Here is a 25,935-nt window from a genome sequence, read left to right as displayed (position 1 = left end):
TAACCCTTGCCGGACAGGGGAATTCCGGCAGATCATGAAGCTCATTATCGGTAACAAGAACTACTCCAGCTGGTCGCTGCGCGGCTGGCTCGCCTTGAAACAGAGCGGCCTGCATTTCGAGGAACTGACGGTCCATATCGATGGCGATGACTGGCAGGCGAAAAAGCAGGAGCTGGGCGATTTCCACCCCTCGGCAGGCAAGGTGCCGGTGCTGTGGGACGGGGAAACCGTGGTGTGGGACAGCCTCGCCATCCTCGAATATTGCGCCGATCGCGTGGGGCGCGACCGGTTTTGGCCCAAGCCCGACGATGCGCGCGGCATGGCACGGGCGATGGTCGCTGAAATGCATTCCTCCTACCTGCCCCTACGCCGTGCCTGCCCGATGAACATCAGGGGCCGGGCCAATGTGAAGCTGGACGATGCGGTGAAGGCCGATATCGTGCGCATTCTCGGCCTGTGGGCAGAGGCGCGGGCACGCTTTGGCAAGGGCGGGCCGTTCCTCTTCGGCACTTTCAGCGCGGCGGACATCTTCTACGCCCCCATCGTCAGCCGTTTCCTGTCCTATGGCATCGGCGTGCCCGGCTTTGCCGAGGCCTATATGCAGGCGGTGTGGGAACATGACTGGATGCAGCAATGGGTGGAGGCTGCTTCGGCCGAGGAGTGGACGATCTCGCAATTCGAAGTGGGCAAAGAAGTGGGCAAGAAGGCGTGAGTTCCGATCCGCTCGCCAATGCCAAGCACCTGATCGCGTGCGCAAGTGTGACCCCGGCGCGCGGTACGGTGTTTGCGATGCTCGAAGAGATGCTCGTGCCGCTGGGTTTTGCCGTCCATCGCTTCACCCGCGGCGAGGGGCCGGAAGGGTCGGAGGAGGAAGCGGTCGAAAACCTCTTCGCCATCCGCCACGGGCCGGAAGGTTCGAAGCATTTCGCCTTTGCCGGGCATCTCGATGTGGTGCCGCCGGGGCCGGACTGGGCCAGCGATGCCTTTGCGCCAGAGGAACGCGGCGAACTGCTCTACGGTCGCGGCGCGGTCGATATGAAGGGCGCGATTGCCTGCATGGTGTCGGCAGCGGCGGAGATTCCGGCAGAGGCTGGCACGCTCAGCTTTATCATCACCGGTGACGAGGAAGGCCCCGCATTGCACGGCACGCGGGCGCTGATCGACTATATGCGGGGGGAGGGCATTTGCCCCGATCTGTGCCTGGTGGGGGAGCCGACTTCGGTCAACCGGCTGGGCGACATGATGAAGATCGGACGGCGCGGTTCGGTGAATATCTGGGTCGAGGTAGCGGGGACGCAGGGCCATGTCGCCTATCCGCATCTGGCCGATAACCCTCTGCCCAAACTGGTCGCAATCCTGGCCGAGCTGGACGCGCTGGTACTCGACGAGGGCACCGATTGGTTCCAGCCGAGCAATCTCGAAATCACCGAAATCAACGCGCCCAACAAGGCGCATAATGTGATCCCCGGCATGGCGCGGGCGCGGGTGTCGATCCGCTTTAACGACCAGCATTCGGGCGCGTCGCTGTCCGAAATGGTCAGCGCGATTGCCGCCAAGCATGGCGGGGTGGCCAAACCGGTCATCAGCGGAGAGCCGTTCTTGACCCCGCCCGGCGCTTTTTCGGACATTATTGCCAAGGCGATCTCGGCAGAAACCGGCGTGGAGCCCGAAGCCTCCACCACCGGCGGCACATCGGATGCGCGGTTCCTCAGGGATTTGTGCCCGGTGATCGAATTCGGCCTCGTCAACGCGACGATGCACAAGACCGACGAAGCGGTAGCCATCGCCGATCTTCATGCGCTACACCGGATTTACAAGCGGATTGCCGAGGACGCTTTGGCGACCTGACGAGCATATAATGAGGGGTCTCGACTGATGAAATTCTGGTTCGCAATTCCGCTGTGGCAGCGTGTGATCGGGGCCTTGATCCTTGGCGTGGCGCTGGGGCTGTTCTGGGGGCCGGAAGCCGAAAGCATCAAGTGGATCGGCGATTTCTTCATCAAGTCGATCAAGATGCTGGTCGTCCCGCTGATCTTCTTCAGCCTTGTCGCGGGCGTTGCTGCGATTGGCGATTTGCGGAAACTGGGCGCGGTCGGCGGGCGGGCGATGCTGCTCTTCCTCGTCACCGGACAGATCGCTGTATGGCTCGGCCTTGCGCTGGGCACCGGTGCGGTCAATCTTGGCCTGTTCCCGAGCCGCGAGGCGCTGGGCACGCCAGACGTAGCCACGCCTGAGCCCAACGAGACGACTGCGGTCGACATGATCCTGTCCATCGTGCCCGAAAGCCCGGTGCAGGTGATGGCTGATGTCGCGGTGTTGCCGCTGATCGTGTTCAGCCTGCTGATCGGCATCGGCATTCTGATGGCCAAGGAAGAGGGCGAACCGGTCAAGAAAATCTTCGATAGCGGCTCGGTCATCATGCAGAAGGTGACGATGATCGTGATGGAGCTGACCCCCTTCGGCGTCTTTGCGCTGATGGCGTGGGTGGCGGGCACGCTGGGCGTCGATGCGCTGAAGGCGCTGAGCTGGCTCGTCGTGCTCAACTATACCGGCTGTTTGCTGATCATTCTGGTGATGTATTCCGCCATCATCAAATTCATCGCCAAGCTGCCGGTGGTGGATTTCTTCCGCGGCATCGTGGACGCGATGGCGGTCAGCTATTCCACCGCCAGCTCCAACGCGACGCTGCCGGTGACGTTGCGCTGTGCCGAGCGCAATCTCGGCATCCCCAACTCCATCGCCGCCTTCGTGATCTCGCTCGGCGCGACGATCAATATGAACGGCACGGCGATGTATCTGGGCTTGGCGACGCTGTTTGGGGCGAGCATCTTCGGCGTGGATTTGAGCTGGGGGCAGTATTTCCTCATCTCGGTGTTGGCGACGCTGGGCGCCATCGGCGCGGCGGGCATTCCGGGTGCGGGCCTCATTATGATGGCGCTGGTGTTCGGCGCGGTCGGCGTGCCGCTGGAGACGATTGCGTTTGTGGCGGGCGTGGACCGGATCATGGACATGATGCGCACCACCACCAATGTCACTGGCGATGCTGCCGTAGCGACTACCGTGGCCAGCGTGCTGGGCGAAATCGACAAGGCGGAAATGATCTCGGCGGACGATGTTTAGGGCAGCCTAGGGAACAGGACGATGATCAGGTATGTTGGCGCATACTTTCTGCTAAGACTTATCGTTCTTGGTTCCGTCTTTGCCGCATCATTTGTGACCGATGCTATTCCCGACTTAACCTGGTTGGGGGTACTCGCTGCCTCGGCAGGCGCCATGTACTGGTTCGGTAGACGTGAAAATAGACGGTTGAGCAGCAGCGAAATTTGGCGCTTTGCCATTGGCACCGGTCTGGCCGAACTGGCTCTTACCAGTGGCTACAGTTTTGCTTTGCTAGTCGACGCTGGATTACCAATTTCAATTGAAGGTTTGGCGATATTGCTAGGAGAAGGTTCTTCCAGAATCAGTAATCAAGCCTTTGCTTTCATAATGCTCTCTTTGGCCATCGTGACCACGACCCTGGTCACTCTGGGAAGTGCATTGATAGCCTGGCTGATGACCAAGAACTTAGTCAATCAATAGGTCTGTCACCGCCCCTTAGGCTTCTCCAACACCTTCTTCCGGAAACTGCACAAATCCGCCACCGGGCAGCGCCAGCATTCGGGCGTGCGTGCTTTGCAGGTATAGCGGCCGTGCAGGATCAGCCAGTGATGCGCGCCGAGGCGGAAGGGCTGGGGCACGCGCTTTTCGAGTTTGGCTTCGACCGCTTCGGGCGTCTTGCCTTTGGCGAGGCCAGTGCGGTTGCCGACGCGGAAGATGTGGGTGTCGACCGCGAAGGTCTCCTGCCCGAACCAGCAATTGAGCACGACATTCGCCGTCTTGCGGCCCACGCCGGGCAGCCGCACAAGGTCTTCGCGCGTATCGGGCACTTCGCCGCCATATTCGTCGATCAGGAGCTGGCTGAGCGCGATCACGTTCTGCGCTTTGGAATTGAACAGGCCGATGGTCTTGATGTGCTCGCGCAGCCCCTCTTCGCCCAGATCGAGCATTTGCTGGGGCGTTTGCACCTTGGCGAACAGCGCCCGCGTCGCCTTGTTCACTCCGACATCGGTCGCCTGCGCGGACAAAGCCACTGCAACCACCAGCTGATAGGCATTGCCATATTCCAGCTCGGTCTCCGGCTCCGGATTGTCCTCGGCCAGGCGGCGGAAGAATTCGAAAATCTGGTCTTTGGTCACTCTTCGGCTGCCGTCTGGTGCGCTGCCTTCCACTCCATCGCGCGGCGCACGCGGTTGGCCACGGTGGGGTGGGTGTAGAACAACGCCTCTTCCACCGGCCCTGCAAGCGGATAGCGGTATTCAGCGGTCTTCATCAGCGCGCTCGCCAGCCCGTCGGGCAGGCCGACGTGTTCGAGCGAATAGACATCCGCCTCGCGCTCCCCCAGCCGCGTCAAAGCATTGAGCGCAGGCTGGGCCAGCGTCACAAACAGGCCGATGACGAAGAACAGCACGGGCAGGCCGCGCGGATCGGCAATCCCCGCGTCACAGCCGAACAGCCGGGCAAAAGTGCCATAGCTGCGCGTGGTCAGGAAGAAGACCAGCATCGCCGCGATGGTGACAAAGCCGACCATGCGCCAGACATGGCCAAGCACGTAATGCCCGATCTCGTGCCCCGTCACCGCTTTGACTTCATCGAGCGAAGCGGAAGTGAGCGCCACATCGGAAATCGCGATCCGCGCGCTGCCGCCCACGCCCGAGACATTGGCGGTAAAATTGTTCGACTGGCGCGACCCGTCAAACATGAAGACATGATCTTCGGGCACGCCTGCCTCCGCCGCCAACGCGTTCACTGCATCGCGCACTTCGCCTTCGGGGATGGGCTGGTAATCATTGAACAACGGCTCGACCAGCACGGGCGAGAGCAGCAGGACAAAGGCCGACGTCACCGTCACTAGCGCCGAAGCCCAGGCCCACCACAGATGCTGCGAGCGGCGGATCAGCGTATACAGCGCCAGCAGCAGGAGCGCGCCCAGCAACGTGGTAATCAGTGTGGAGATGCCGCTCTGCAACAGATAGTCGCCAAGCGGCTGGCTGGTGCGCTCGTATTGCAGCTCACGCCACCAATCGGTGTAGAGCGTCCACGGCTTGGAAAGCATGGTGTTGAGCAGCAGGAACACCCCCCCCACCAGCAGCACGTGCAAAGCAAACCCGCGGTTCTGCAAGCGCGCCGACAGCTTGTCGAGCACATTGCTCCGCACGATCAGCCAGCTGACCAATGCGGAAACGACCAACCCGCCCAGAATTAGCCAATGATTGCCGGTGGTATAGTCGCGGGCGAGCGCCAGTTCTGCCGCGCTCAGCTGCGCCAGATAGGCCTGCGTCGCCGCCGCCGGATCGAATGTCATGAAGGCCCCCACATATTTGCGCCGCCCTCTATGGGATTATGACCTAGATTCCAAGCACATCCTGCATCGTATAGCGGCGCGGCGGTTGGCCGACAAGCCACGCGGCCCCACGCACCGCACCGCGCGCGAAAATGCTGCGGTTTTCGGCGGAGTGGGAGAGTGTGAGCCGCTCCTCGGTTCCGGCAAGGATCACCGAATGTTCACCCGCCACGCTGCCGCCGCGCAGGGCGGCAAAGCCAATCGCGCCTGCCGCCCGCGCGCCGGTATGGCCGTCACGCCCGCTCTCGCTATGGCTCGCAAGGTCGATGCCGCGCGCCGCTGCCGCCGCTTCGCCGAGTAGCAGCGCGGTGCCCGAAGGCGCATCCACCTTGTGCCGGTGATGCATTTCGAGGATCTCGATATCCCAATCCGGCCCCAACCGCGATGCCGCCTCGCGCACCAGATGTGCCAGCAGCGTGACGCCCAATGAGGTGTTACCCGTTTGCAGGACGGGGATGTCGTGCGCTGCATCATCGATCTGGCCCATTTCCAATGCGCCAAGCCCTGTGGTGCCTATCAGAATGGGAATATTCGCACTCATTGCAGCTTGAAGATTGTTCTCAACAGCTTGCGGTGAAGAAAAGTCGATAAGCACATCACATTCGCCGGCCAGTTCGAATGCCTGCTCGTCACGATCGACTCCGCCGCCAAAGTCGTGTTCGCTATCCGCCAGCACGGCGGCAATTGCCTGCCCCATGCGCCCTTCACTGCCGATAATGCCAATTTTCGCCAAACCCACCTCCGATTGCCCTGAGCCTGTCGAAGGGCTGTCCTTGTTTGTCGGACTAGCTAGAAGAAAAGGCAGTCCTTCGACAAGCTCAGGACGAACGGAATTGGGGAGTGTGCGCCCATGAACAACATCGTGATCCTGACCGGCGCAGGCATCAGCGCCGAGAGCGGCCTCAAGACGTTCCGCGCGGAGGATGGCCTCTGGGAAGACCATCCGGTGGAGGAAGTGGCGACGCCCGAGGGCTTTGCCCGCAATCCCGGCCTGGTGCAGCGGTTCTATGACGAGCGGCGGGCCAGCATCCTCGCAGCAGCCCCGAACCTGGCGCATCTTGCGCTGGGCAGACTGGATGCGGAGTGGAGCGGGGAGCTGCTGATCGTCACCCAGAATATCGACGATTTGCACGAACGCGGCGGCGCGCGCCGCGTGCTGCATATGCACGGGGAAGGGCTTTCCGCATGGTGCCAAAGCTGCGATGCGCGCCACCGCTGGACCGGCCCCTTGCGCAACGGCCCGCCATGCCCCGCCTGCGGTGATGTGGCGCTGCGGCCAGATATCGTGTGGTTCGGCGAAATGCCCTATCGTATGGGCGAGATCTACGCTGCGATTGCGCGGGCCGACCTGTTCGTTAGCATCGGCACTTCAGGTGCGGTCTACCCGGCGGCGGGCTTTGTGCAGGAAGCGAACCGCTCAGGCGCGCGCACCGTAGAGCTGAATCTGGAGCCAAGCGCAGGCTCGCGCTGGTTTGCCGAGACAAGGCTCGGCCCGGCGAGCGAACTGGTGCCGGAGTGGGTGGGGGACGTTCTCAGCGCTTCATTCCCAAGCCCAAGACAGCCTGCTTAACGCTCAGCCGCCTTCCCGTTCCATCCAGCCATGCATCGTCATCCACGCGGCAAAGGCATCGAACCAGCCCGTGCTGGTCGTGTCTTTGGGATACATGCCAAAGCCGTGGCCGCCCTGTTCGTAATAATGGAATTCGACCGGAATGTCTGCGGCGCGCCATTCGCGGATCAGGCCGAAGTCGGTTTCGGGAAACAGCGGATCATCTGCGGCCAGCGCAACAAACAAAGGCGGCGAATCCGGGCGCACACCCATCGCCGAAAGGGGGCCGTAGATGTTCCCGATGAATGCCGGGTCGGCATCGCCTTCATCAAGCCCGGTCGCCATCGTCAGCATGGCTCCGGCGGAAAAGCCGACCATGCCGATGCGAGCAGGATCAATGCCCCATTCTTCGGCATTGGCGCGGATCAGCGCGAAAGCAGCCGTCGCGTCTTCCAGCATCGGGGCGATGCCTGCCATTCGTTCGGCTGGTGATGGCCGTGGCGGGGGCGGGGCATCGCCCGAAAAGCGTGCGCGCTCACCCGCTACGAATTCATCCAGCGTGGGCGGCGTCGGGTTCAGCCGGTATTTGAGGACGAAGGCGGCAACGCCCCGCGCAGCAAGTGCGCGGGCGACATCCCAGCCTTCGTTCTCCATGCTCAGCGTGCGGAACCCGCCGCCGGGGGCGACGACGACTGCCGTGCCATTGGCAATGGCAGGATCAGGCAGGAACGGGGTGAGCGTTGCCTCGGCCACATTGCGGGCAAAGTGACTGCCATATTGCATATGCCAGCTTTCGCCCGCCGATGCGCCGGGCAAGGGGCCGGTGCCGAGCACGATGGCGGTGGGCTGATCGGGCACAGCGATTGCGGTCATTTCGTCCTGCGCCAGCGCGGAGCCGGGCAGTGCCGCTACCGACAATGCCAGTGCCGCCAAACCCGGCGCCAATCGGCGCACGAAGAATCCTGTTACCATCGAGTCACTCCTCCCAATGGTTGGAGATTAGTCCGACTATTTACCGCGTCAAGCCGCAGCCCTTGCTAGCGGGGTCTTTGACAATGTTCAGCATCCGCATTGCCGGTTTCAACCCGACCACCAGCGGCAGGCGACAGCCATCCGCCGCGCTCCTTTACGGAGTAAAGGCGCGTCGATCAGCTGGAGCTGGGATAAGGCGAACCAGCCTTAGCGCCCCTTTTTCGCCGGAGCCGCGTTGAAATCGGGGTCTTTCTTGGCCACCCAGGCGACGAATTTTGCCACCGCCGGATCGGCCAGCAGGCCTTCCACATTCATGCCGTGCCGCTCAAGCTCGGAATTGGTGAAATTGGTAATCAGCGTGTTCTGGCAGATCGCGTGCATCGGCACCGTGTCGCGCCCGCCGCGGCTTTTGGGGATGGGGTGGTGCCACACCAGCGAGGCCTCTGACGTGGGCCGACCGCAGAGCCAGCAGGGCGGCGGCGGAGGCGCGTCTTCCGGCTCCTCGGTTTCCCACTCGTAGCGGCGCTTGCGGGCCATCAGCCTATCCTTCCCCTTGTCCGGCATCGCCGGGCGCACATGCCCGGCACGCCGCATCCTTGACGATTTTCAGCACGCGCATTCCCGGCTTCAACCCGTCCATCAGGTGCAGGCTGCCCCAGTCCGCCGCGCCCATCTGTGGGGCGATCAGCAGGCGCACCGCCTGCATCGCGGCGAAGGTGCCGACCCAGCCGACCATGGCGCCCAGCACGCCGTCTTCCGCGCAGGTGTCACAATCCTCGGCATCGAAAGCATCGCCGACAAAGCAGCGGTAGCACGGCTCGCCTTCAAGGTGCCCTTGGAACGCGGCGACCTGGCCCTGGAAGCGGCCCACCGCCGCCGAGAGCAAGGGAATGCGCGCGGCAACGCAAGCATCGGAGACGGCGAGGCGGGTGGCGAAATTGTCTGTCCCGTCGATTACCAGATCGGCCCCGCCGATCAGCGCGGCGGCATTATTGGCATCGATGCGCCGGTCGTGAATCTCGGCCACCAGCTTCTCGTCAAAATTGGCGAGCCAGCGCCGCGCACCCACCGCCTTGCCGTGGCCGATATCGCGGGTGGTATAGATGGTCTGGCGTTGGAGATTGCTCTCCTCGACATCGCCATCATCCACCAGCGTAAAGCGCCCGACACCTGCGCCCGCGAGATATTGCAGCACCGGCGCGCCGATCCCGCCGAGCCCGATCAGCGCGACATGGCTGCGCGCCAAAGCCGCCTGCCCCGCGCCCCCGACTTCGGGCAGCACGATATGGCGGGCAAAGCGCTGGAGGCGCTCTTCGGTCAACGGATGCGGTGTCTCGGCCATATGCGCAGCCCTGTTGGCAGGCTGTGGAGAGCCTGTCGATAGGGTGTGCATTAGAGGTGCAGAAGCTGTGGACAGGGCCAGTGGAGAACCCTGTCGACAACTGCTGGGATGTTGCTGGAAACTATGTGCGAATTAACTATTCGCCATCAGCTCTCCAATTGCCGCAGCAGGCTGCGCACATCGCCGTCCATATCCGCGTCGCGTTCGCGCAGATCCTCGATCAGGCGCACCGCGTGGATCACTGTCGAATGGTCGCGCCCGCCGAATTTGCGGCCGATTTCCGGATAGGAACGCGGGGTGAGCACTTTGGAGAGATACATCGCCACCTGCCGCGGGCGCACCACCGCGCGGGCGCGGCGCTTGGAGGACATTTCGCTGCGGTCAATGCGGTAGAACTGGCAAACAGTGCGCTGGATTTCGTCGATGGTGATCCGGCGGCGGTTGGCCGACAGGATATCGGTCAGCTGCTCCTCGGCCAGCTGGAGCGAGACTTCCTGACCCGTCAGCTGCGCATAGGCGATCAGCTTGTTGAGACCGCCCACCAGCTCGCGCACATTGCGGCTGACCGTGCGGGCGAGGAAATCGATCACATCGTCAGTCACTTCCAAGGGCGCAAAGCGCGTCAGCTTGGATTCGAGAATGGCGCGGCGCAGCTCGATATCGGCGGGCTGGATATCAGCCACCAGACCCATGCTGAGGCGCGAGAGAAGGCGCGGCTCCACCCCGTCCAGCGCTTGCGGCGCGCGGTCGGCGGCGAAGACCAGCCTTTTGCCTTCGGCGAGCAGCGCGTCGATCGTGTAGAGCAGCTCTTCCTGCGCAGCGGCCTTGCCGATGATGAACTGGATATCGTCGAGCAGCAGCAGGTCGAAACCCCGCAGGCGGCCCTTGAACTCGATCATCTCGTTCGATTTGAGCGCCTGCACAAACTCCACCATGAAGCGCTCTGCCGAGCAGTAGAAAATGCGCGCGCGGGGGAAGGCCTGCAAATAGGAATGGCCGATGGCGTGCAGCAGGTGCGTTTTGCCCTGACCGGTGGCGGCCTTGAGGTAGAGCGGGCTGAACTGCGGCTTTTCCGCCTTGCTCATCCGCTCTGCCGCGTTTTTGGCGAGCACATTGGTGCTGCCAGTCACGAAGGCGGCAAAGGTCTGCGAGGGGTCGAGCCCGACCGAGGAGGTGAAGCCGTCATCGCCGATCGATTCCATCGCCAGCGTTGCATCATTGGCGGCGCGGTGGCCGAAGCCGTCATGCCCGCGCAGATCGAGATCGGCGATCTTGCGACGGCCGGGATGCACCTGGATGGCGATATGGCGGACGGTAGAGGAGGCGATCTTCCAGGCCAGCGACAGCCGGTCGTGATAGCGGTCCTTAACCCAATTGGCGGCAAATTCGGTGGGCAGGAACAGATCGAGCGTGCCGTTTTCGCGGTTCAGCTTGCCGAGCTGGATCGGCTTGATCCACTGGGTGAACAGCTGGTGCCCCAGATCCTTGCGCAGCCCCTGACAAATATCTGCCCAGTCCGCCGCCAGATCCAGCGCTTCGCGTTCTTCCATTGCCTTTTTCGCTTCCTCACTGCTCGCGGCGTCCGAGCGAGCACTGTGCGGGCCCATCCTTATCATCCCTTAAAACCCCGTCCGTCCGGACGCCTCCCGGCGCCCCCTGTTCCTTGACCAAATCCCTCGACAAAGCAGACACAGCTTCCCCGCCCGGTGCTGCGCTGCCCGCACCAGTCTTTTCTGTCGATAAGCTCGTTTGTAGTGGCAGCGGCAGAGAGCGCCGCAGCCGAATTCTGTTATGAACACATCACCCACGCGGGCAAGGGCTTGGTGACAAATTTATTAAAATAAAGGCCATTGACAGGGCGCTAGGCCGCAGACTTCCGTTCATGTATCTGAAAAGACGAAGGAAGTTTTGTGACAGTCCCGCGAATCGTTGAATTTCCTAGGATTCGGGCCACGCGCGTCGGGCTGCTTCGCAGGCGCACAAAAAAAGGCCGGAACATCGTCCCGGCCTCTTCGAAATCTGTTCTGATTGTGTTCCGCATTTCGCGCGCTGATTTGCGAATCAGCCGCGTGTCGCGGGCGAATCACATAAAATTAGAGCGAAGCGATTCGCTTGCTCAGGCGGCTCATCTTGCGGGCAGCCGTGTTCTTGTGCATCACGCCGCGCGCAACACCGCGAGCGATTTCCGGCTGGGCCGCGCGCAAGGCTTCTTCAGCGGTCTTCTTGTCGCCTTCGGTGCAGGCGGTTTCGACCTTCTTGATGAAGCCGCGGATGCGGCTCTTGCGGGCACCGTTGATTGCGGCGCGCTTGGTGTTGCGACGGATGCGCTTGGCAGCTTGCGGCGTATTGGCCATTATTCAGTCCTGTTTCTCAGCCGTCCGCGAACGGCCGGTCGGTTATCCTGTAAGAATCGGTAAGAAGGACGCACAAGCGCCCGGAAAGCGCGCCTGTTAGTTTGTGTATCGACAAAAGGCAAGTCTTGTTGGGATTGGTTTTGCGAGGAGGTTTCTCCGGCTTCGTCCTCGGTGCTATTCGCTCCGCGGGTGCTTCGCTCCCGCTGCGCGGCACCTGCGGGTCGCGCGCGTGCGCTCGGTCGTCGCCTGCGGCTCCGATTTCAGGAGGTCGCAATGAATAAGGCGATGCAATCGGCGGCGACAAGCTGCCGACAGAGCCCGACCGGGCGACCGCAGGTGCCGCGCAGCGCAGCGGAGCGGAGCGATTAGCACCGAGGATGCTCGCGCGGATGCGCGAGCGGAACACTATCTTTGACAAACGGGGCAAAACCACGTGCTCCGCCCGCCCTGCACGATGCGCTTGATCACCCCGCCATCGCCATTCACGCAAGCCTCGCCCTCGCGGCCGTAGACGCGGAAGTTTGTCGCGAAATAGCCCAGCTCGCCATCGGGCCGCGCATAATCGCGCAAGGTCGAGCCGCCGTCGCGGATCGATTCGGTCAGCACCTCGCGGATGGCGGGCACCAGCCGTTCGAGCGCGGGGGTATAGACAAGCCCGCCGCGCTTCGCCGGATGGATTCCGGCGCGGAACAGGGCTTCGCAGACATAGATATTGCCGAGGCCGGCGACCACGTGCTGGTCGAGTAGCAGCAGCTTGATCGCCTGCTTACGGCCCCTGATCGCGGCGCGCAAATGCTGCGCGGTGAGCGCCTCGCCCAATGGCTCCGGCCCCATGGCGGCAAAGGCGGGCCAGCTCTCAAGCGCGGCTGTATCGACCAGATCGACATAGCCGAAGCGGCGCGGATCGTTGAGCGCGAAGCGGTGTTGCGCGGTCTCGATCAGCAGGTGATCGTGCTTGTCGGGCGCATCGGGATCGATCCGCCAGCGCCCGCTCATGCCCAAATGGAAGATCAGCGTGCTGGCCCGGTCGGTATGGATCAGGCCGTATTTGGCGCGGCGCGAAAGGCCTGCAACGCGCGCCCCGCTCACCGCCTGCACCAGTCCTTCGGGGAAGGGAAAGCGCAGATCGGGGCGGTTGAGCACCAGCCGCTCGATCCGCGCACCATCCATAAATCGCGCCAGACCGCGCACGGTTGTTTCGACTTCGGGCAATTCAGGCATGGCCGCGCGTTAGGCGGCGCGGTGCCGCTTGTCCACGCCTGCCATCGTCCCTAGGTCTGCGGCTCGATCCGCCCGTAACTGGAGACTTACCTTGTCCATCACGCCGTATGACGCCTGCATTGCTCCCTCAATCACCATGCTTGGCAATATCAAGCTCTGGCTGGACATGGCGGCCACGCAAAAGCCGGAAAGTGAGTTGATCGGAGCGCAGCTTGCGCCTGATATGTATCCGCTTGCGCGGCAAGTGCAGCTGGCATCGGATATCACCAAGGGCGCAGCCGCGCGCCTATCGGGCACAGTGCCGCCCGCCATGCCCGATACCGAGGCGAGTTTTGCCGAGCTGAAAGCGCGCTGCGACCAGACCATCACCTTCCTCCAATCGGTCGATCCCGTTGCCGTGGCGCAAGGATACGGCAAGGAGATCGTGGTCAATTTTCCCAATGGGGGCGGGATGCGTTTTGACGGAGCGACATATGTGAGCGGATTTGTGCTGCCCAATCTCTATTTCCACGCCAGCATGGTCTATGCGATTCTGCGCAGCCACGGGGTGAGTATCGGCAAACAGGATTACCTCGCCCACCTTGCCCCCAATATGTTCGCCGCGCCAGATGCCGCCTGAAACGGTGAAATTCTGCCGCTTTCGCTGGCACGCTTGGCGATGACGGGCTAAGGCGCGGGGCATGAGTGATACCGTCTCCTTCGGCTATGAAGATGTCGCCCCCGACGAAAAGACCGCGCGAGTGGGCGGGGTCTTTTCCAGTGTTGCCAGCAGATATGACATCATGAATGATGCCATGTCGGGCGGGATGCACCGCCTTTGGAAAGACCAGTTTGTGCGCCGCGTGAAGCCGCAATCGGGCGAGGCGATCCTCGATATGGCGGGTGGCACCGGCGATATCGCCTTCCGCATGGCCGAGCGCGGGGCGGAAGTGGTGGTCGCCGATATCAACCAGGATATGCTCGATGTCGGGATCGAGCGGGCGATGGAGCGCGGCATTGATGGGCTGTCATGGTCGTGCCAGAACGCCGAAGAGCTGACCTATCCTGATCGCCAATTCGATGCCTACACCATCGTTTTCGGCATCCGCAATGTGACCTTTATCGACAAGGCCCTGCGGGAGGCGCACCGCGTGCTCAAATTCGGCGGGCGGTTCTATTGCATGGAATTCAGCACCACCGAATGGGGCGGGTTCAAGGAAGTGTATGACCTGTATTCGCACCAGCTGATGCCCAAGATCGGCAAGGCGATTGCAGGCGATGAGGAAAGCTATCGCTATCTGGCGGAAAGCATCCGCCGTTTCCCCAAGCCCGTCGATTTCGAAGCGATGATCCGCGCAGCAGGCTTCGTGCGCACCAAAGTGGAGCCCATCCTCGGCGGCGCGGTGTGCATCCATTCGGGGTGGAAAATCTAACGCGTGACCCGCCCCTCTACCCATATTTTTCGTCTCCTGAAATGGGGGCGGACACTCGCTAGGCATGGCGCGCTGCGCGGGATCGAGCGCGACGCCAACACCCCGCCGCCAGTGCGGCGGTTGATGCGCGTTGCCCGTTTCGGCACGATGCAGCCCAAAGAGCCCGATTATGCGGGTGCCTTTCGCGCCATTGGCCCTGCCGCGATCAAGCTGGGGCAAACGCTCGCCACGCGGCCCGATCTGGTGGGCGAGGAAGCGGCGCACAATCTGCTCAGCCTGCAAGACAGCCTGCCGCCTGTGCCCTTTGCGCAAATCCGCGAACAGATCGAACGCAGTTTCGAACGCCCGCTTGAAGAGCTTTTCAGCCACGTCGATGAAGAACCCGTCGGCGCGGCCAGCATCGCACAGGTGCACAAGGCGGTCACCACCGAGGGGCGCGATGTCGCGATCAAGGTGCTGCGCCCCGGCATCCGCGAAAAGTTTGCCGAAGATATCGCCACCTATGAATGGGCCGCCGCGCATCTCGAAGCCTTGGGCGGGGAAGCCAAGCGGCTGCGCCCGCGCCTCACCATCGCCAATTTCAAGCGCTGGACGAACCAGGAGCTCGATCTGCGGCGCGAAGCGGCCTCGGCCTCCGAACTCGCCGAAGCGATGCGCGGGGTGGCGGGCTATCACATCCCCGATATCGACTGGGATCGCACCAATGGGCGGGTGATGACGATCGAGTGGATCGACGGGGTCAAAATCTCCAACCGCGAGGCTTTGGTGGCGGCAGGCCAGGATCTGCCCGATTTGGCGCAGCGTCTGGTGCTTGCCTTCCTGACGCAGGCGATTGCTGGCGGATTCTTCCACGCCGATATGCATCAGGGCAATCTGTTCGTGAAAGCCGACGGCACCATCGTCGCCATCGATTTCGGGATTATGGGCCGGATCGATCTGCGCGCGCGGCAGTGGCTGGCGGAAATTCTCTACGGCCTTATCACCGGCAATTACAAGCGGGTGGCCGAAATCCACTTCGAAGCGCAATATGTGCCCAGCTATCACGATGTCGGCGAATTCGCGACCGCCCTGCGCGCGGTGGGCGAACCGATGCGCGGCAAGCCGGTGAGCGAGTTGTCGGTGGGCCAGATGCTCGACGGACTGTTCGCCATCACCCGCGATTTCGATATGCAAACCCAGCCGCATTTGCTGCTGCTGCAAAAGACCATGGTGATGGTCGAAGGGATTGCGACGCAGCTCGATCCCTCGATCAATATGTGGGAAACAAGCGCGCCCTATGTCCGCAGCTGGATCCGCGACGAGCTGGGGCCGGAAGCGGCGATCGCCGACAAATTGCGCACCGATGCGCAAACGCTGCTGCGCATTCCCGATCTTGTCCGGCGCATCGAAGACCGCTTCCCCGCCAAAGGCGGCGCGCCCGAGCAGCAGCCGCTGGGGGATGTCGAACTGATCTGGGACCGCCGCGAACGGCAGGGTCGCGGGTGGGGCGGCTATGTGGTAGCGATGCTGGCAGGAGGATTGCTGGTGTATGGAGGCACGGTGCTGGGGTGGCTAGGCTGAGGAACAGGCGGCTCGCGGTAACTTTGGGCGCGGCCGCGGCAGCTCTAATGCTCGGCGGCTGTCCTTCGAGCATCCGGACGCAATTGGTGAGCACGACGCCGCCGCCCGTCTGGAACCTCACTTTCGCGCATGGAACGATCCAGCGTTCCGAAGCCAGCTTCCGCCACGCCAGCTACACGGTGAGCGATGCGAGGGGCATAATCTGGCAGATCGACCGAGACGCCGCGCGCCCCGAATGCGATCCACACATAGAAGCAGGCTGGGAAGCGGTTTATCCCGACCGGATTACCTATGGCCTTACCCCCGCGTGCTATGTCGAAACGCTCGCCCCTGCGCCCCTGCTGGAAAGCGGTGTCTATCATTTCGAGAGCCGCGATCCGGTGTATCGCAATCTGAACGGGGTTTCTTTCTATTTCCGGATTCGCAGTGGTGTTGTCGAAAGGGCGAGCGAGCGCGATTTTGCGCGGCAGGCGGCTGCTGCTCCGGAATTGACGGAATGAAAGGATTGCGGTTGTGCCTCGTCTGACATCCCGCATCCGTCCGCGCGTGCAGCCATGGGATCGCTTTGCCGGTTGGGCGCCGGGTGCGGCGATGTTGGCGTTGGCCTTCTTCGCCCTTCTCTTGCTCGGCGCGGGTCTGACCGCGCGCGACACCACGACCGACCGCCATTATCCGGCGGAGCAAAGCACCGCCCAAACGGGTGCGGCGAATGCGGAGAGCGACCAAAGCGCGCCGCAGCCCGCTCCTGCCACCCGCCAGCGCGACACCGATCTGGCCCTCTACAGTGCGATTGCGGAGCGCGTTGCGGCGGGTGAGGATTATTACTCCGCCGCGGTGGCCGAACAGCGCGCCCGCAATTTCCCGGTGCGCCCGGGATTGACCGTGCGCCTGCCGACGCTCGCCCAACTCGCCGCCCTGCTGGGCCAATGGGGTTTGTTCGCGCTGGCCTTGCTGTTGCTCGGAGGTACTTTGGCCGCGTGGCATTACCGTTTGCGCGATGAACCGGGTGGGCCGGGCAAGCTGCGCTATATCCTGCTGCTCGTGGTTTTGGGATCGACCATCGGGCTGAAGCCGCAATATGTCTTTGTGCACGAGGTCTGGGCGGGTCTGCTGGTGGCGCTTTCGCTGGCCCTAATTGCTCCCGGGCGCTGGGCTTGGGCGCTGCTTCCCGCCGCCGCCGCCTTGGCGATCCGCGAGCTGGCGCTGCCGTTCGTGATGCTGATGGGCGCGCTTGCGATTCTGCGCGGGGAAAGGCTCCAAGCGATGGCCTGGGGCGGGTTGGTGCTGCTGTTCATCGGCGGATTGTTGCTGCACCTGTCCTATGTGGACGCGGTGACCAGCGCCGCCGATCCTGCTTCGCCCAGCTGGCTTGCCTTGCGCGGGTTGACCGGCTGGACATCCAATATCGTGCTCACCAGCCCGCTCTACCTGCTGCCCCACTGGCTCGCTGCACCGCTCGCGCTGCTGCCGCTGATCGGCTGGGCGGGCTGGCGCAGTCCGTTCGGGCTGACCGGCTTCCTGCTGTGCGCGGGCTATGGCGTGATGTTTATGATCGCGGGGCGCGACAACAATTTCTACTGGGCGCTCACCATTATGCCGGTGTGGTTCGTGGGCCTTGCCTTCACGCCGCGCGCGCTTGGAAGCCTGTGGAATTCGGCGCGCGGTTATTGAGACGGTAACGCGCAGCGTCCACAAGGGCGCGCATGAGCATTTGGCATGATCCGCTTGGGCGCTGGGAAGCAATGGCGCGTCCGCTGCGCCACACCCCGCGCGCGCTGGCGGCGGGTTTGCTTGCGCTGCTGGCGGGACTGATGGCGTATAGCATTGCCGCATCGTTGCCCGACGATGCCGCCTCGGCAGAAACACCCGCGCAGGCCGAAGAACTGGAAGAGGGCGAGGGCGACATCGCGCTGTATCGCCGGATTTCTGAGCGGGTTGTGGCGGGCGAGAATTACTATACCGCCGCGCTCGCCGAACAGCGGGCGAGCAATTACCCGACCACGCCCTTTGTCACCGTGCGCCAGCCGACGCTCGCCATGGCGCATCGCTGGATCGGGGCGGACGTGCTGGGGTACATCCTGTTCGCCGGGCTGCCGATCGCGATCATCCTGCTGGTCAAGCGGCTGGAAGCCACCACGCGCCTGCCCGAACGTATCGGCGCGGCGCTCGCCATGCTGCTGGGCGGCATTGGCCTCACCATTCCGCAAGCGCCATTGATCCATGAAGTGGTGGCGGGTCTGTGCCTGACGCTGGCGGTGCTGGCATATGCGCCGGGCCGCTGGTGGCCCGCGCTGCTGTTTGCGGCGCTGGCACTCGCCGTGCGCGAGCTGAGCGCGCCCTTCGTACTGCTATGGCTGGCCTTCGCTCTGGTGCAGCGACGCTGGAAAGAGGCACTAGCGGTGGGCGGTGTGCTCCTGCTTTTCGCGGCCGGGATGTATCTCCACGCGCTGGGTGTCGAGGCCGCGCGGCTGCCGGGCGATCCCGCTTCGCCCGGCTGGAACGCCTTTGCCGGGATCATGCTGCCGCTTTCCGCGCTCGCCAAGCTGACGGCCATTCCCTTCGTCCCCGCATGGCTGGAACCCGCGCTGCTTGTCCTCCCGCTCTTCGGCTGGCTGGCGCTGGGTGGACGCATGGGCGTGTTTGCCTGCCTGTGGTTTGCGGGCTTCCTCACTGCCGTGGCGCTGGTTGCGCGGCCGGAGAATTTCTACTGGGTGCAGCTCACCATGCCGCTCTATCTTGCGGGCATCGCGCTTGCACCGCGCGCCATCGGCGATTTGCTCCACGCCATCCGCGCCAAAACTCCACACGAATAACTAAGCCAATCTTAACCATCATTTGCGAAGGCACCGGCTTGGACGTAGAGCGGATATGAACGGCGTGCTAAAGCAACGCATCAATGCTGAACCGGAGGGTATCTCGACCAAACCCCGTATCCTGCTTGTCGTGGGCGGCGGCATTGCCGCGTATAAGTCCTGCGAGTTGGTCCGCCTGATCAAGCGCGGGGGTGCCGACGTCACCTGCGTGCTGACCGAGGGTGGGGCGCAATTCGTCACGCCCATGGCGCTCGCCGCGCTGTCGGGCAATCAGGTGCACACCACGCTGTGGGATCTTAAGAACGAGAGCGAAATCGGCCATATCCAGTTGAGCCGTGAGGCCGATCTGGTGGTCGTCTGCCCGGCCACCGCCAATATGCTCGCCAAAATGGCAGCAGGCATTGCCGATGATCTTGCCACCACTATGCTGCTCGCCACTAACCAGCCGGTGATGGCGGTGCCAGCCATGAACGTGAAAATGTGGCAGCACGAAGCCACCACCCGCAATGTCGAGACGCTACGCGCCAGCGGTGTCCATGTGATGGAGCCCGATATGGGCGACATGGCCTGCGGCGAATTCGGCCCCGGCCGCTTGCCCGAACCCGAAGCCGTGTGGCTCGAAATCGCCAACGCGCTCGGCGTCGATGCGGGCGCTGCCAGTCCGGACATCGCGGCCTATCTGGCGCGCCGCAACAATGATCCCGAATGGGGCGAGGAAGAGCACGAGGACGAAAGCTCCTATCGCGGCGGCGGCCTTGGCGGTCTGCTCTCCTCGCTTATCCCGCGCGCGGCGAAAAAGCCGGTGGAGGAATGGGACGACGAATTTGCCGATATGGAACTGCCCGAAGGCGTGGTTCCCGGCCCCGAACTGCCCGAACCCGATTTCACCGGCGCAGAGCACCTCTTCGCCAAGAAAGGCAGCGCCAGCGCCGCCCCGCCGACCGACCGCGAGGCGATCAACCACACGGTCAACGCCCGCCAGGCCGCGCCGCAGCCATTCGAAGGCGAGGAAGCGGCGGCTCCGGTGAATCCGCTGGGAATCAATCCGGTCGATGCGCGTAGCGAGGGCTCGCTCGATCAGGCCTATGACAGCTTCGATCCGCTGGCGGGCCAGCCCGGCTTTGAAGGCGATATCGAACACCGCCCGCTTTACGGCAAGCACGTCCTCGTCACTGCCGGGCCGACGCATGAGCCTATCGATCCGGTGCGCTATCTCGCCAACCGGTCGAGCGGCAAGCAGGGCTATGCCATTGCGGCTGCTGCTGCGGCGGCGGGCGCGAAGGTCACGCTCGTCTCCGGCCCCGTCAATCTGCGTACACCCCTGGGGGTCGACCGGATCGATGTCGGCAGCGCGCAGGAAATGGCCGCGGCGGTGAAGGCCGCTTTGCCCGCCGATGTGGCGATCATGGTCGCCGCCGTCGCCGATTGGCGCCCGCGCGATTACACCGACAGCAAGATCAAAAAACGCGGCTCGGCCCCGCCCGCGCTCATCCTCACCGAAAACCCCGATATCCTTGCCGGCGTCGCCGCCAGCCCCAAGCGGCCCGAACTCCTCATCGGCTTTGCGGCGGAGACCGACGATGTGGTCGATAACGCGCGCAAGAAGCGCAAGAGCAAGGGCGTGGACTGGATCGTTGCCAATGATGTGTCGGGTGATGTGATGGGCGGGGATGACAACGAAGTGCATCTGGTCAAGGAAGGCCAGGTCGAACATTGGGAAGCGATGACCAAGCAGGACGTTGCCATGAAGCTCGTGACCGAAATCGCCGCAAGGCTCACCGTCGATGCCTGACACAGTAGGCGTGCAGATCAAGCGCCTGCCGCACGGCGAAGGCCTCGCGCTGCCCGCTTACGCCACCGATGGCGCGGCGGGGATGGATGTGCTGGCGGCGGAGGATGTGACGCTTACGCCGGGAATGCGTTATCCGGTGGCGACGGGCTTCGCGCTGGCGATCCCCGCAGGCTACGAAGTGCAAGTGCGCCCCCGCTCCGGATTGGCGCTCAAACACGGTATCACCTTGCCCAACACGCCCGGCACCATCGATTCCGACTATCGCGGCGAGCTGAAAGTGATCCTGATCAATCTGGGCGACGCGGACTTCGTGATCGCACGCGGCGACCGGATCGCGCAACTGGTGCTGGCTCCGGTGACTCTGGCGCGTTGGGACGAAGTGGCGGAACTGGACGAAACCGCACGCGGGTCAGGCGGGTTTGGGTCTACGGGCGGGCACAAGGCGCTTTAGACGGGATTAGTTATTCGGTTGCCAAGACGGAGCTGTCGGTGTCTGCGGCAGCGACTCTGCGCATTCCAGAAGCTGGGTAAACCCGGCATCACTCCCGGCGAGAACGACCTGCCCGATCCGTCGTTCTTCCGCGAAAATGTCGATTATACCTTCGGTGTGGAATGCTTCGATAAACGCTTCGCTTGGGGGCTGCGTGAGAAGCAATCTCTGACCTGCATAGGTCACTTCGGCCACTTCGCGTACATCCCCGATTCGCAAAGATACGGGCGCATCCCAATCGTCTCTCGCCAGCGCCGTGGGAAGCCGGATTGAGAGGTCGGTCACCCCGTAATCGGTGCGTAGGACCCAGATTTCCACTCGATCGGCCGCGGGCAGGTTCGCCAGAATGCATCCGAGTGGTTCGACAGACACGCGCCAGCCATCGCTTTGCGCGTAAACTTCCCCTTCAAGCGCGATCTGCGCGCTGGCCGGTATCGGCAGCACGGCGAGCGCCAGCGGAGCGAGGAAGAGCGCGGCCTTATGCATATGGCGTTCAGGAAGTCGTCCGGTCATGGCGCGAAAAGAGCAGTCGGGCGAGCCGATGGAGGCCCCTGTAGTCAGTCCTACCGCTCGTCGCGGCGCACCGGCTGGTCTTCCGGCGCGATTGAAATGCGCAACGTTTCGCCCGAATTGCCGGGGAAGTCGGTGAACATCGCTTCGACCAGATTGGGCACCAGATATTGCAGACGGTTCGAGGTCGAGGCGGCTTCGGCGCTGCCTTCGAACAGGCGTTCACCCGTTGCCGCATCGTCGATCTTCAGCTCGATCCCGCTGGTGAAGACGGTGTAGCTGCGCACATCGGCGCCCGGGCCGAAGAACGGATCGTGCCAGCCATAGCCCCAACTGCGGCCCGGCACATAGGCGACGCGCAAGCGGCCCTGCCGGTCGCGGAAGGCCACGCGGCGCGGGTAATCATACCAGCCGCGATAGAAGGGATCGCGGTAGCCATAGCCGAAACCGGAGGAGCGGACGCGCTCGCGCCCGTCATCCACGCTGTAATCGAAGCGCACGAGCAGCGTTGCCTCTTCGGGCGAAGCGGCCTGCGTGTAGCCCAATGCGGCCATTTCCTCTTCCACGCGGTCGGCATAGAGCGCAAATTCGAGCCCGCCCGCGAGCGCCGGATCATCGGCGAGCACGTAGAAGCTCTGCCCCTGCGGTGCCGGAAGCTGGCTTTCGAAGCGCGACACATCGGCGCGGAAGGGGGTGGCGCAGGCGGCGACCGACAGCGCAAGCGCGGCGGCAGCGGCGAATTTGGTGAAGGGCATCCGGGTCATAACACGTCTCTTTCGATCAGCAGGTGCAGGCGCACGGCCCCCACTCCGGCGCACAGAATTGTTGACGATGAGCCGTGCAATAGCAAGGGCAGGCTGAACCGGGCTTGAACCGCCAATTGCAAAATACTGTAAATCCAGTGCTTTGTCGCAGCGGTTTGGACGGGAATCGTTAGCCGCGCACCAGTCCCAGCGCGGCATAGGCCGAGTCGAGCGTCCGTCGGCTCGCCTCGCGCGCCTGCGCCGCGCCGCGCGCGAGGATCGCGTCCAAAGCCTCGCGGTCGTCCTTCAGCTCGACAAAACGGTCACGGATCGGACCGAGCACGCTGACCACGAGATCGGCCATGGCGGGCTTGAACGTGCCGAAGCCCAGGCCGCCAAACTGGTCGAGCACGGCCTGCTGGCTGGTGCCCGCAAGTGCTGCATAAATGCCGACGAGGTTGGCTGCTTCGGGGCGGCCTTCCAGCCCGGCGAGGTCGCTGGGCAACGGTTCGGGATCGGTCTTCGCCTTCCTGATCTTGCCCGCCATATCCTCTGCCGTGTCGGTCAGATTGATGCGGCTCATATCCGAAGGTTCGGACTTGCTCATCTTGCGGCTGCCATCGCGCAAGCTCATGATCCGCGCGGCTTCCTCGGGGATGTAAGGCTCGGGCAGGGTGAAAACCGGCGCCTCTTCCGAAGCGAAATCATTGTTGAATTTCTGCGCAATATCGCGTGCCAGCTCCAGATGCTGCTTCTGGTCTTCGCCCACCGGAACATGGGTCGCCTGATACAGCAGCACGTCGGCGGCTTGCAGCACGGGATAGCCGAACAAAGCGACCGACTGGCCCTCGCGGTTCTTGCCCGCCTTGTCCTTCCACTGCGTCATGCGGTTCAGCCAACCCATCCGCGCAGTGCCCATCAGCAGCCATTGCAGCTCCGCATGGGCGGGCACCTGCGCCTGGTTGAACAGCACGCTCTTGTCCGGATCGAGCCCGCAGGCGACCAGTGTTGCGACCATTTCCAGCGTGCTGGCGTGCAGTTCTGCGGGCACGTGCGGCATGGAGATGGCGTGCAGATCGGCGAGGAAGATAAAGCACTTGCCGCCATTCGCGTGCGCTTCGTCCTGCAACTTCACATAATTGCGGATCGCGCCGAGATAATTGCCCAGATGCGGTTTGCCCGTGGGCTGGATGCCGGAGACAACGGTCATTTCGGAAGGCGTTGGCATTTGCGAGGACATGGGAATTACACTTCACTCTTCTTGGTCAGGGCGCGGATGCGCTGCCGGTCTATCGCGCCGATCGCAAAGGCCACGCCGAAATAGACGACAGCCGAACAGCCGACGAGCATGATGAGCGCGCCCGCCCGTGCGAACAGCCCGGCATCGTACCAGCCCGTAAGCAAATCGCGCGCATAGAACAAGGCAGCGCCCATCGCGGCGGCGGCGACAAGCTGGCGGGCGATGCGCCCCACCAACTGCAACGGGATGGCATAGAACCCGCGCGCGGCGAGCACGGCGTAGAGGAAGCCGACATTGATCCACGCCCCCACCACGCTGGCGAAGGCGATGCCCGGCACGCCATATCCCGCACCTGCAAACCGCAGCGCGCCCCAATCGAGCCCGGTATTGGCGACGCACAGGCTGACAAACACGAACAGCGAGATAAAGGCCGCGACCACCGGCGTGCGCGTATCGGCACGGGCGTAGAAATTGGGGACGAGCACTTTCACCAGCACATAGGCGGGCAGGCCGAGCACCAGCATGGCGAGCACTTGCCCGGTCAATTCCGCCTGCTCTACGCTGAAACGCCCGCCTTGGAAAATCATCGTCACAAACGGCACCGCGCACACCGCCAGCGCAACGGCGGCGGGGATGGTCAGCAGCATCGCCAGCTCGATTGCGTCGGACTGGATGCGGTCGGTGCCGTCCTTGTTGCCGGAGCCGATGAATTTGGAGAGCGTCGGCAGGATCGCGGTCGACAGCGCTATCCCGATAATCCCCAGCGGCAATTGGTTCAGCCGGTCAGCATAGTTCATATAGCTGACCGAACCGGCATCATACTGGTTGAGGAAATAGAGCTGCACCAGCGTGTTGATCTGGTACGCGCCGCCGCCAATCGCCGCGGGCAGCGCGATGATCGACAGGCGCTTCACTTCGGGCGTGATGCGCGGCCATAGCAGCCGGGGGCGAAAGCCTTCCACCCGCGTCCAGACATACAGCCAGCCAAGCTGCACCAGCCCGCCCGCCACCACGGCCCAGGCCTGCAGATAGCCGACCTGTTCCACGCTCCATCCCCAATGCACCATCGCCCGGTCGCCCAGCAGCAGCGAGGCGATCAGGACGAGATTGAGGATGATCGGAAAACTGGCACCCGGCGCAAAGCGGCTCACCGAATTGAGCATTCCGGTGAACAAGGTCACCAGACTGACGAGCAGGATGTAAGGGAACATGATCCGCGCGAAGGCGACTTCCATCGCGAAATTCGCCGGATCCGCATCGCCATCGCCCAGCAGCGTGATGATCCACGGCATGGCCAGCATCATCACGGCGCACAATGCGATCAGCACCGGCAGAAAGACGCTCAGCACATCGTCGGAAAAGCTGCGCGCTTCCTCCAGCCCTGTTTCGGCATCGGCGGCACCGTGCAGCCGCTTGGAGAACATCGGCACGAAGGCCGCCGAAAACGCGCCTTCGGCAAACAGGCGGCGGAAGACATTCGGGATGATGAACGCCTGAAACCAGGCATCCGTCACCGCATTGGCACCAAGGACGCGCGAGAAAATCATCTCGCGCGCCATTCCGGCGATCCGGCTCAACATGGTGAGCGAGCCGATTGTCCCGACGTTTTTCAATAAGCTCATGACTGGATTTCCGCTCGTCCTGAGCTTGTCGAAGGACGAAATGTCATACGCTTACCCATTCGTGCTTCGACAGGCTCAGCACGAGCGGGGTGAATTGAAATCAGGCCTCGCCGCCCGCCGGAGCCGCTGCGGCTTCCTGCGCGCGCTTGGCCTGCAATTGCTGGAAATACAGCCCGTTGAAATCGATCGGATCGAGCATCAGCGGGGCAAAACCGGCATCGCGCACCGCGTCCGAAATCACCCGGCGGGCGAAGGGGAAAAGGATGCGCGGGGCTTCGGCATAGAGGAAAGCGTGAGTCTGTTCTTCGGGCAGGTTGCGCACGCCGATCAGGCCGCAATAGGCGAGATCGACGATGTATGCGGTGCCTTGGCTGGTCTTGCTGGTGGCGGTGACTTTCAGCTCCACCTCGTGCAACTCGTCATTCACCTTGCGCGCGCCGATATTGAACTGGACGTCCATTTCCTGCTTGTCGCGCCACTGGAAGCTGTCGGGAGCCTTGGGGTTCTCGACCGAGAGATCCTTCACATATTGCGAGATGATCCCGGCCACCGGCTGGTTGTCCGCGCCATTTGCCTGCGGGGCTGCGTCGAGATCGGTGAGAACGTCGCCTTCATCGGCCATAATCGTAAGTCTTTCGTCTGGTGTGTGCGCCTTGCAGACGGGCTGCAAAGCCTCTGGCATTCCGAAGGCGCGCGCCTATCACCCTTGCCGCCGCGCTGCAATCTCTCGCCTGCGCCGCCCGCCAGATACGATGAAATGATGCATTTGCGGCATAGATGTGACCTTAAGCGGTAGTTGTTCATTTGCTATCAGTCACTATCTGGTTCATTGTTAATGCAAGAGCCCGCGCCGGAGCGTTTCTCCGGCAGCATTT

The 25,935-nt window shown here is 63.1% G+C and carries 27 protein-coding genes; 13 read left to right on the top strand and 14 right to left on the bottom strand.

Annotated elements, in window-relative coordinates; genetic code table 11:
- Window positions 1–34 precede the first annotated feature (34 nt).
- Genes GC121_RS02435 through GC121_RS02420 form a run of 4 tightly spaced genes read left to right on the top strand, consistent with a single transcriptional unit; the run spans window position 35 to window position 3,579 of the window.
- The gene (locus tag GC121_RS02435; RefSeq protein ID WP_151972589.1) at window positions 35–712 is read left to right on the top strand and encodes a glutathione S-transferase family protein; all 678 of its coding nucleotides are present in this window, start codon (window positions 35–37) and stop codon (window positions 710–712) included.
- Window positions 709–1,848: a succinyl-diaminopimelate desuccinylase gene (gene dapE, locus GC121_RS02430; RefSeq protein WP_234421080.1), complete on the top strand. Its 1,140-nt coding sequence runs from the start codon at window positions 709–711 to the stop codon at window positions 1,846–1,848. The genes GC121_RS02435 and dapE overlap by 4 nt, the downstream gene beginning before the upstream one ends.
- A 27-nt stretch (window positions 1,849–1,875) precedes the next feature.
- Window positions 1,876–3,120 carry a dicarboxylate/amino acid:cation symporter gene (locus GC121_RS02425; protein WP_370513731.1) on the top strand — a complete coding sequence of 415 codons (1,245 nt, stop codon included), beginning with the start codon at window positions 1,876–1,878 and terminating at the stop codon, window positions 3,118–3,120.
- Between the two features lie 21 nt (window positions 3,121–3,141).
- Window positions 3,142–3,579 carry an ABZJ_00895 family protein gene (locus GC121_RS02420; RefSeq protein WP_151972586.1) on the top strand — a complete coding sequence of 146 codons (438 nt, stop codon included), beginning with the start codon at window positions 3,142–3,144 and terminating at the stop codon, window positions 3,577–3,579.
- 5 nt (window positions 3,580–3,584) lie between these two features.
- Here GC121_RS02420 and nth read toward each other — a convergent pair whose 3' ends face one another.
- From nth to dapB, 3 genes are read right to left on the bottom strand one after another with little or no spacing between them, the layout of a single operon-like run.
- Complete coding sequence (nth, locus tag GC121_RS02415) at window positions 3,585–4,235, bottom strand: endonuclease III (RefSeq protein WP_151972585.1); 651 nt, start codon at window positions 4,233–4,235, stop codon at window positions 3,585–3,587.
- Window positions 4,232–5,401: a M48 family metalloprotease gene (locus tag GC121_RS02410; protein ID WP_151972584.1), complete on the bottom strand. Its 1,170-nt coding sequence runs from the start codon at window positions 5,399–5,401 to the stop codon at window positions 4,232–4,234. The genes nth and GC121_RS02410 overlap by 4 nt, the downstream gene beginning before the upstream one ends.
- 43 nt (window positions 5,402–5,444) lie before the next feature.
- Window positions 5,445–6,173: a 4-hydroxy-tetrahydrodipicolinate reductase gene (gene dapB / locus GC121_RS02405; RefSeq protein ID WP_151972583.1), complete on the bottom strand. Its 729-nt coding sequence runs from the start codon at window positions 6,171–6,173 to the stop codon at window positions 5,445–5,447.
- Window positions 6,174–6,290: 117 nt separating this feature from the next.
- Here dapB and GC121_RS02400 point away from each other — a divergent pair, with 117 nt between their 5' ends.
- Window positions 6,291–7,010, top strand: coding sequence for an NAD-dependent deacylase (locus GC121_RS02400; protein ID WP_151972582.1), 720 nt, complete (start codon window positions 6,291–6,293; stop codon window positions 7,008–7,010).
- A 3-nt stretch (window positions 7,011–7,013) separates the two neighbouring features.
- Here the strand turns inward: GC121_RS02400 and GC121_RS02395 are convergent, their stop codons facing one another.
- From GC121_RS02395 to mutM, 6 genes are all read right to left on the bottom strand, one after another.
- Window positions 7,014–7,961 (bottom strand): alpha/beta hydrolase, encoded by a 948-nt coding sequence (locus GC121_RS02395; protein WP_151972581.1) that lies wholly within the window; start codon window positions 7,959–7,961, stop codon window positions 7,014–7,016.
- Window positions 7,962–8,168: 207 nt separating this feature from the next.
- Window positions 8,169–8,498: an HNH endonuclease gene (locus GC121_RS02390; RefSeq protein WP_151972580.1), complete on the bottom strand. Its 330-nt coding sequence runs from the start codon at window positions 8,496–8,498 to the stop codon at window positions 8,169–8,171.
- A 4-nt stretch (window positions 8,499–8,502) separates the two neighbouring features.
- Window positions 8,503–9,303 (bottom strand): HesA/MoeB/ThiF family protein, encoded by an 801-nt coding sequence (locus tag GC121_RS02385; protein WP_199857711.1) that lies wholly within the window; start codon window positions 9,301–9,303, stop codon window positions 8,503–8,505.
- 146 nt (window positions 9,304–9,449) lie between these two features.
- A complete protein-coding gene (gene dnaA / locus GC121_RS02380) occupies window positions 9,450–10,853 on the bottom strand; it encodes a chromosomal replication initiator protein DnaA (protein WP_305038603.1) in 1,404 nt (467 codons plus the stop codon).
- A gap of 543 nt (window positions 10,854–11,396) precedes the next feature.
- Window positions 11,397–11,657, bottom strand: a complete 261-nt coding sequence (rpsT, locus tag GC121_RS02375; RefSeq protein WP_151972578.1) for a 30S ribosomal protein S20 — start codon at window positions 11,655–11,657, stop codon at window positions 11,397–11,399.
- A 405-nt stretch (window positions 11,658–12,062) separates the two neighbouring features.
- A complete protein-coding gene (gene mutM / locus GC121_RS02370; protein WP_151972577.1) occupies window positions 12,063–12,878 on the bottom strand; it encodes a bifunctional DNA-formamidopyrimidine glycosylase/DNA-(apurinic or apyrimidinic site) lyase in 816 nt (271 codons plus the stop codon).
- Window positions 12,879–12,969: 91 nt separating this feature from the next.
- Here mutM and GC121_RS02365 point away from each other — a divergent pair, with 91 nt between their 5' ends.
- From GC121_RS02365 to dut, 8 genes are all read left to right on the top strand, one after another.
- Entirely contained in the window at window positions 12,970–13,497 is a 528-nt protein-coding gene (locus GC121_RS02365; protein ID WP_151972576.1) for a DUF1993 family protein, read from the top strand.
- A gap of 61 nt (window positions 13,498–13,558) precedes the next feature.
- Complete coding sequence (locus tag GC121_RS02360) at window positions 13,559–14,290, top strand: class I SAM-dependent methyltransferase (protein ID WP_151972575.1); 732 nt, start codon at window positions 13,559–13,561, stop codon at window positions 14,288–14,290.
- Window positions 14,291–14,293: 3 nt separating this feature from the next.
- Entirely contained in the window at window positions 14,294–15,850 is a 1,557-nt protein-coding gene (ubiB, locus tag GC121_RS02355; RefSeq protein ID WP_151972574.1) for a 2-polyprenylphenol 6-hydroxylase, read from the top strand.
- Between the two features lie 86 nt (window positions 15,851–15,936).
- Complete coding sequence (locus GC121_RS02350; protein WP_151972573.1) at window positions 15,937–16,350, top strand: hypothetical protein; 414 nt, start codon at window positions 15,937–15,939, stop codon at window positions 16,348–16,350.
- Between the two features lie 13 nt (window positions 16,351–16,363).
- Window positions 16,364–17,521: a hypothetical protein gene (locus GC121_RS02345; protein WP_151972572.1), complete on the top strand. Its 1,158-nt coding sequence runs from the start codon at window positions 16,364–16,366 to the stop codon at window positions 17,519–17,521.
- A 32-nt stretch (window positions 17,522–17,553) separates the two neighbouring features.
- Window positions 17,554–18,663, top strand: coding sequence for a hypothetical protein (locus tag GC121_RS02340; RefSeq protein WP_151972571.1), 1,110 nt, complete (start codon window positions 17,554–17,556; stop codon window positions 18,661–18,663).
- A 55-nt stretch (window positions 18,664–18,718) separates the two neighbouring features.
- Entirely contained in the window at window positions 18,719–20,455 is a 1,737-nt protein-coding gene (locus GC121_RS02335) for a phosphopantothenate--cysteine ligase family flavoprotein (protein ID WP_151972570.1), read from the top strand.
- The gene (gene dut, locus GC121_RS02330; protein ID WP_151972569.1) at window positions 20,448–20,906 is read left to right on the top strand and encodes a dUTP diphosphatase; all 459 of its coding nucleotides are present in this window, start codon (window positions 20,448–20,450) and stop codon (window positions 20,904–20,906) included. The genes GC121_RS02335 and dut overlap by 8 nt, the downstream gene beginning before the upstream one ends.
- 6 nt (window positions 20,907–20,912) lie before the next feature.
- Here dut and GC121_RS02325 read toward each other — a convergent pair whose 3' ends face one another.
- The 5 genes from GC121_RS02325 to secB form a co-directional block, all read right to left on the bottom strand.
- Window positions 20,913–21,431 carry a hypothetical protein gene (locus tag GC121_RS02325; RefSeq protein ID WP_151972568.1) on the bottom strand — a complete coding sequence of 173 codons (519 nt, stop codon included), beginning with the start codon at window positions 21,429–21,431 and terminating at the stop codon, window positions 20,913–20,915.
- Between the two features lie 77 nt (window positions 21,432–21,508).
- Complete coding sequence (locus tag GC121_RS02320; RefSeq protein ID WP_370513762.1) at window positions 21,509–22,210, bottom strand: DUF4136 domain-containing protein; 702 nt, start codon at window positions 22,208–22,210, stop codon at window positions 21,509–21,511.
- A 178-nt stretch (window positions 22,211–22,388) separates the two neighbouring features.
- Window positions 22,389–23,408, bottom strand: a complete 1,020-nt coding sequence (trpS, locus tag GC121_RS02315; protein WP_151972566.1) for a tryptophan--tRNA ligase — start codon at window positions 23,406–23,408, stop codon at window positions 22,389–22,391.
- A gap of 35 nt (window positions 23,409–23,443) precedes the next feature.
- A complete protein-coding gene (murJ, locus tag GC121_RS02310; protein ID WP_151972565.1) occupies window positions 23,444–25,060 on the bottom strand; it encodes a murein biosynthesis integral membrane protein MurJ in 1,617 nt (538 codons plus the stop codon).
- Between the two features lie 100 nt (window positions 25,061–25,160).
- Entirely contained in the window at window positions 25,161–25,682 is a 522-nt protein-coding gene (gene secB, locus GC121_RS02305; protein WP_151972564.1) for a protein-export chaperone SecB, read from the bottom strand.
- Window positions 25,683–25,935: the final 253 nt, after the last annotated feature.

Origin of the sequence: Erythrobacter sp. EC-HK427 (assembly GCF_902498745.1) — a bacterium.
Taxonomy (GTDB): Bacteria; Pseudomonadota; Alphaproteobacteria; order Sphingomonadales; family Sphingomonadaceae; genus Alteraurantiacibacter.
The sequence above is the reverse complement of the archived record's forward strand: the minus strand, read 5'-3'. Positions and strand labels throughout refer to the sequence as shown.

Excerpts from the sequence above, each read along its gene's own strand:
- GC121_RS02425 (WP_370513731.1), top strand. The coding sequence starts at position 1,876 with ATGAAATTCTGGTTCGCAATTCCGCTGTGGCAGCGTGTGATCGGGGCC.
- GC121_RS02435 (WP_151972589.1), top strand. The coding sequence starts at position 35 with ATGAAGCTCATTATCGGTAACAAGAACTACTCCAGCTGGTCGCTGCGC.
- murJ (WP_151972565.1), bottom strand. The coding sequence starts at position 25,060 with ATGAGCTTATTGAAAAACGTCGGGACAATCGGCTCGCTCACCATGTTG.
- trpS (WP_151972566.1), bottom strand. The coding sequence starts at position 23,408 with ATGACCGTTGTCTCCGGCATCCAGCCCACGGGCAAACCGCATCTGGGC.
- GC121_RS02420 (WP_151972586.1), top strand. The coding sequence starts at position 3,142 with ATGATCAGGTATGTTGGCGCATACTTTCTGCTAAGACTTATCGTTCTT.
- GC121_RS02410 (WP_151972584.1), bottom strand. The coding sequence starts at position 5,401 with ATGACATTCGATCCGGCGGCGGCGACGCAGGCCTATCTGGCGCAGCTG.
- dut (WP_151972569.1), top strand. The coding sequence starts at position 20,448 with ATGCCTGACACAGTAGGCGTGCAGATCAAGCGCCTGCCGCACGGCGAA.
- secB (WP_151972564.1), bottom strand. The coding sequence starts at position 25,682 with ATGGCCGATGAAGGCGACGTTCTCACCGATCTCGACGCAGCCCCGCAG.
- GC121_RS02385 (WP_199857711.1), bottom strand. The coding sequence starts at position 9,303 with ATGGCCGAGACACCGCATCCGTTGACCGAAGAGCGCCTCCAGCGCTTT.
- GC121_RS02320 (WP_370513762.1), bottom strand. The coding sequence starts at position 22,210 with ATGCCCTTCACCAAATTCGCCGCTGCCGCCGCGCTTGCGCTGTCGGTC.
- GC121_RS02335 (WP_151972570.1), top strand. The coding sequence starts at position 18,719 with ATGAACGGCGTGCTAAAGCAACGCATCAATGCTGAACCGGAGGGTATC.
- mutM (WP_151972577.1), bottom strand. The coding sequence starts at position 12,878 with ATGCCTGAATTGCCCGAAGTCGAAACAACCGTGCGCGGTCTGGCGCGA.
- GC121_RS02400 (WP_151972582.1), top strand. The coding sequence starts at position 6,291 with ATGAACAACATCGTGATCCTGACCGGCGCAGGCATCAGCGCCGAGAGC.
- GC121_RS02360 (WP_151972575.1), top strand. The coding sequence starts at position 13,559 with ATGAGTGATACCGTCTCCTTCGGCTATGAAGATGTCGCCCCCGACGAA.
- GC121_RS02390 (WP_151972580.1), bottom strand. The coding sequence starts at position 8,498 with ATGGCCCGCAAGCGCCGCTACGAGTGGGAAACCGAGGAGCCGGAAGAC.
- GC121_RS02325 (WP_151972568.1), bottom strand. The coding sequence starts at position 21,431 with ATGCATAAGGCCGCGCTCTTCCTCGCTCCGCTGGCGCTCGCCGTGCTG.
- GC121_RS02340 (WP_151972571.1), top strand. The coding sequence starts at position 17,554 with ATGAGCATTTGGCATGATCCGCTTGGGCGCTGGGAAGCAATGGCGCGT.
- GC121_RS02395 (WP_151972581.1), bottom strand. The coding sequence starts at position 7,961 with ATGGTAACAGGATTCTTCGTGCGCCGATTGGCGCCGGGTTTGGCGGCA.
- dnaA (WP_305038603.1), bottom strand. The coding sequence starts at position 10,853 with ATGGAAGAACGCGAAGCGCTGGATCTGGCGGCGGACTGGGCAGATATT.
- rpsT (WP_151972578.1), bottom strand. The coding sequence starts at position 11,657 with ATGGCCAATACGCCGCAAGCTGCCAAGCGCATCCGTCGCAACACCAAG.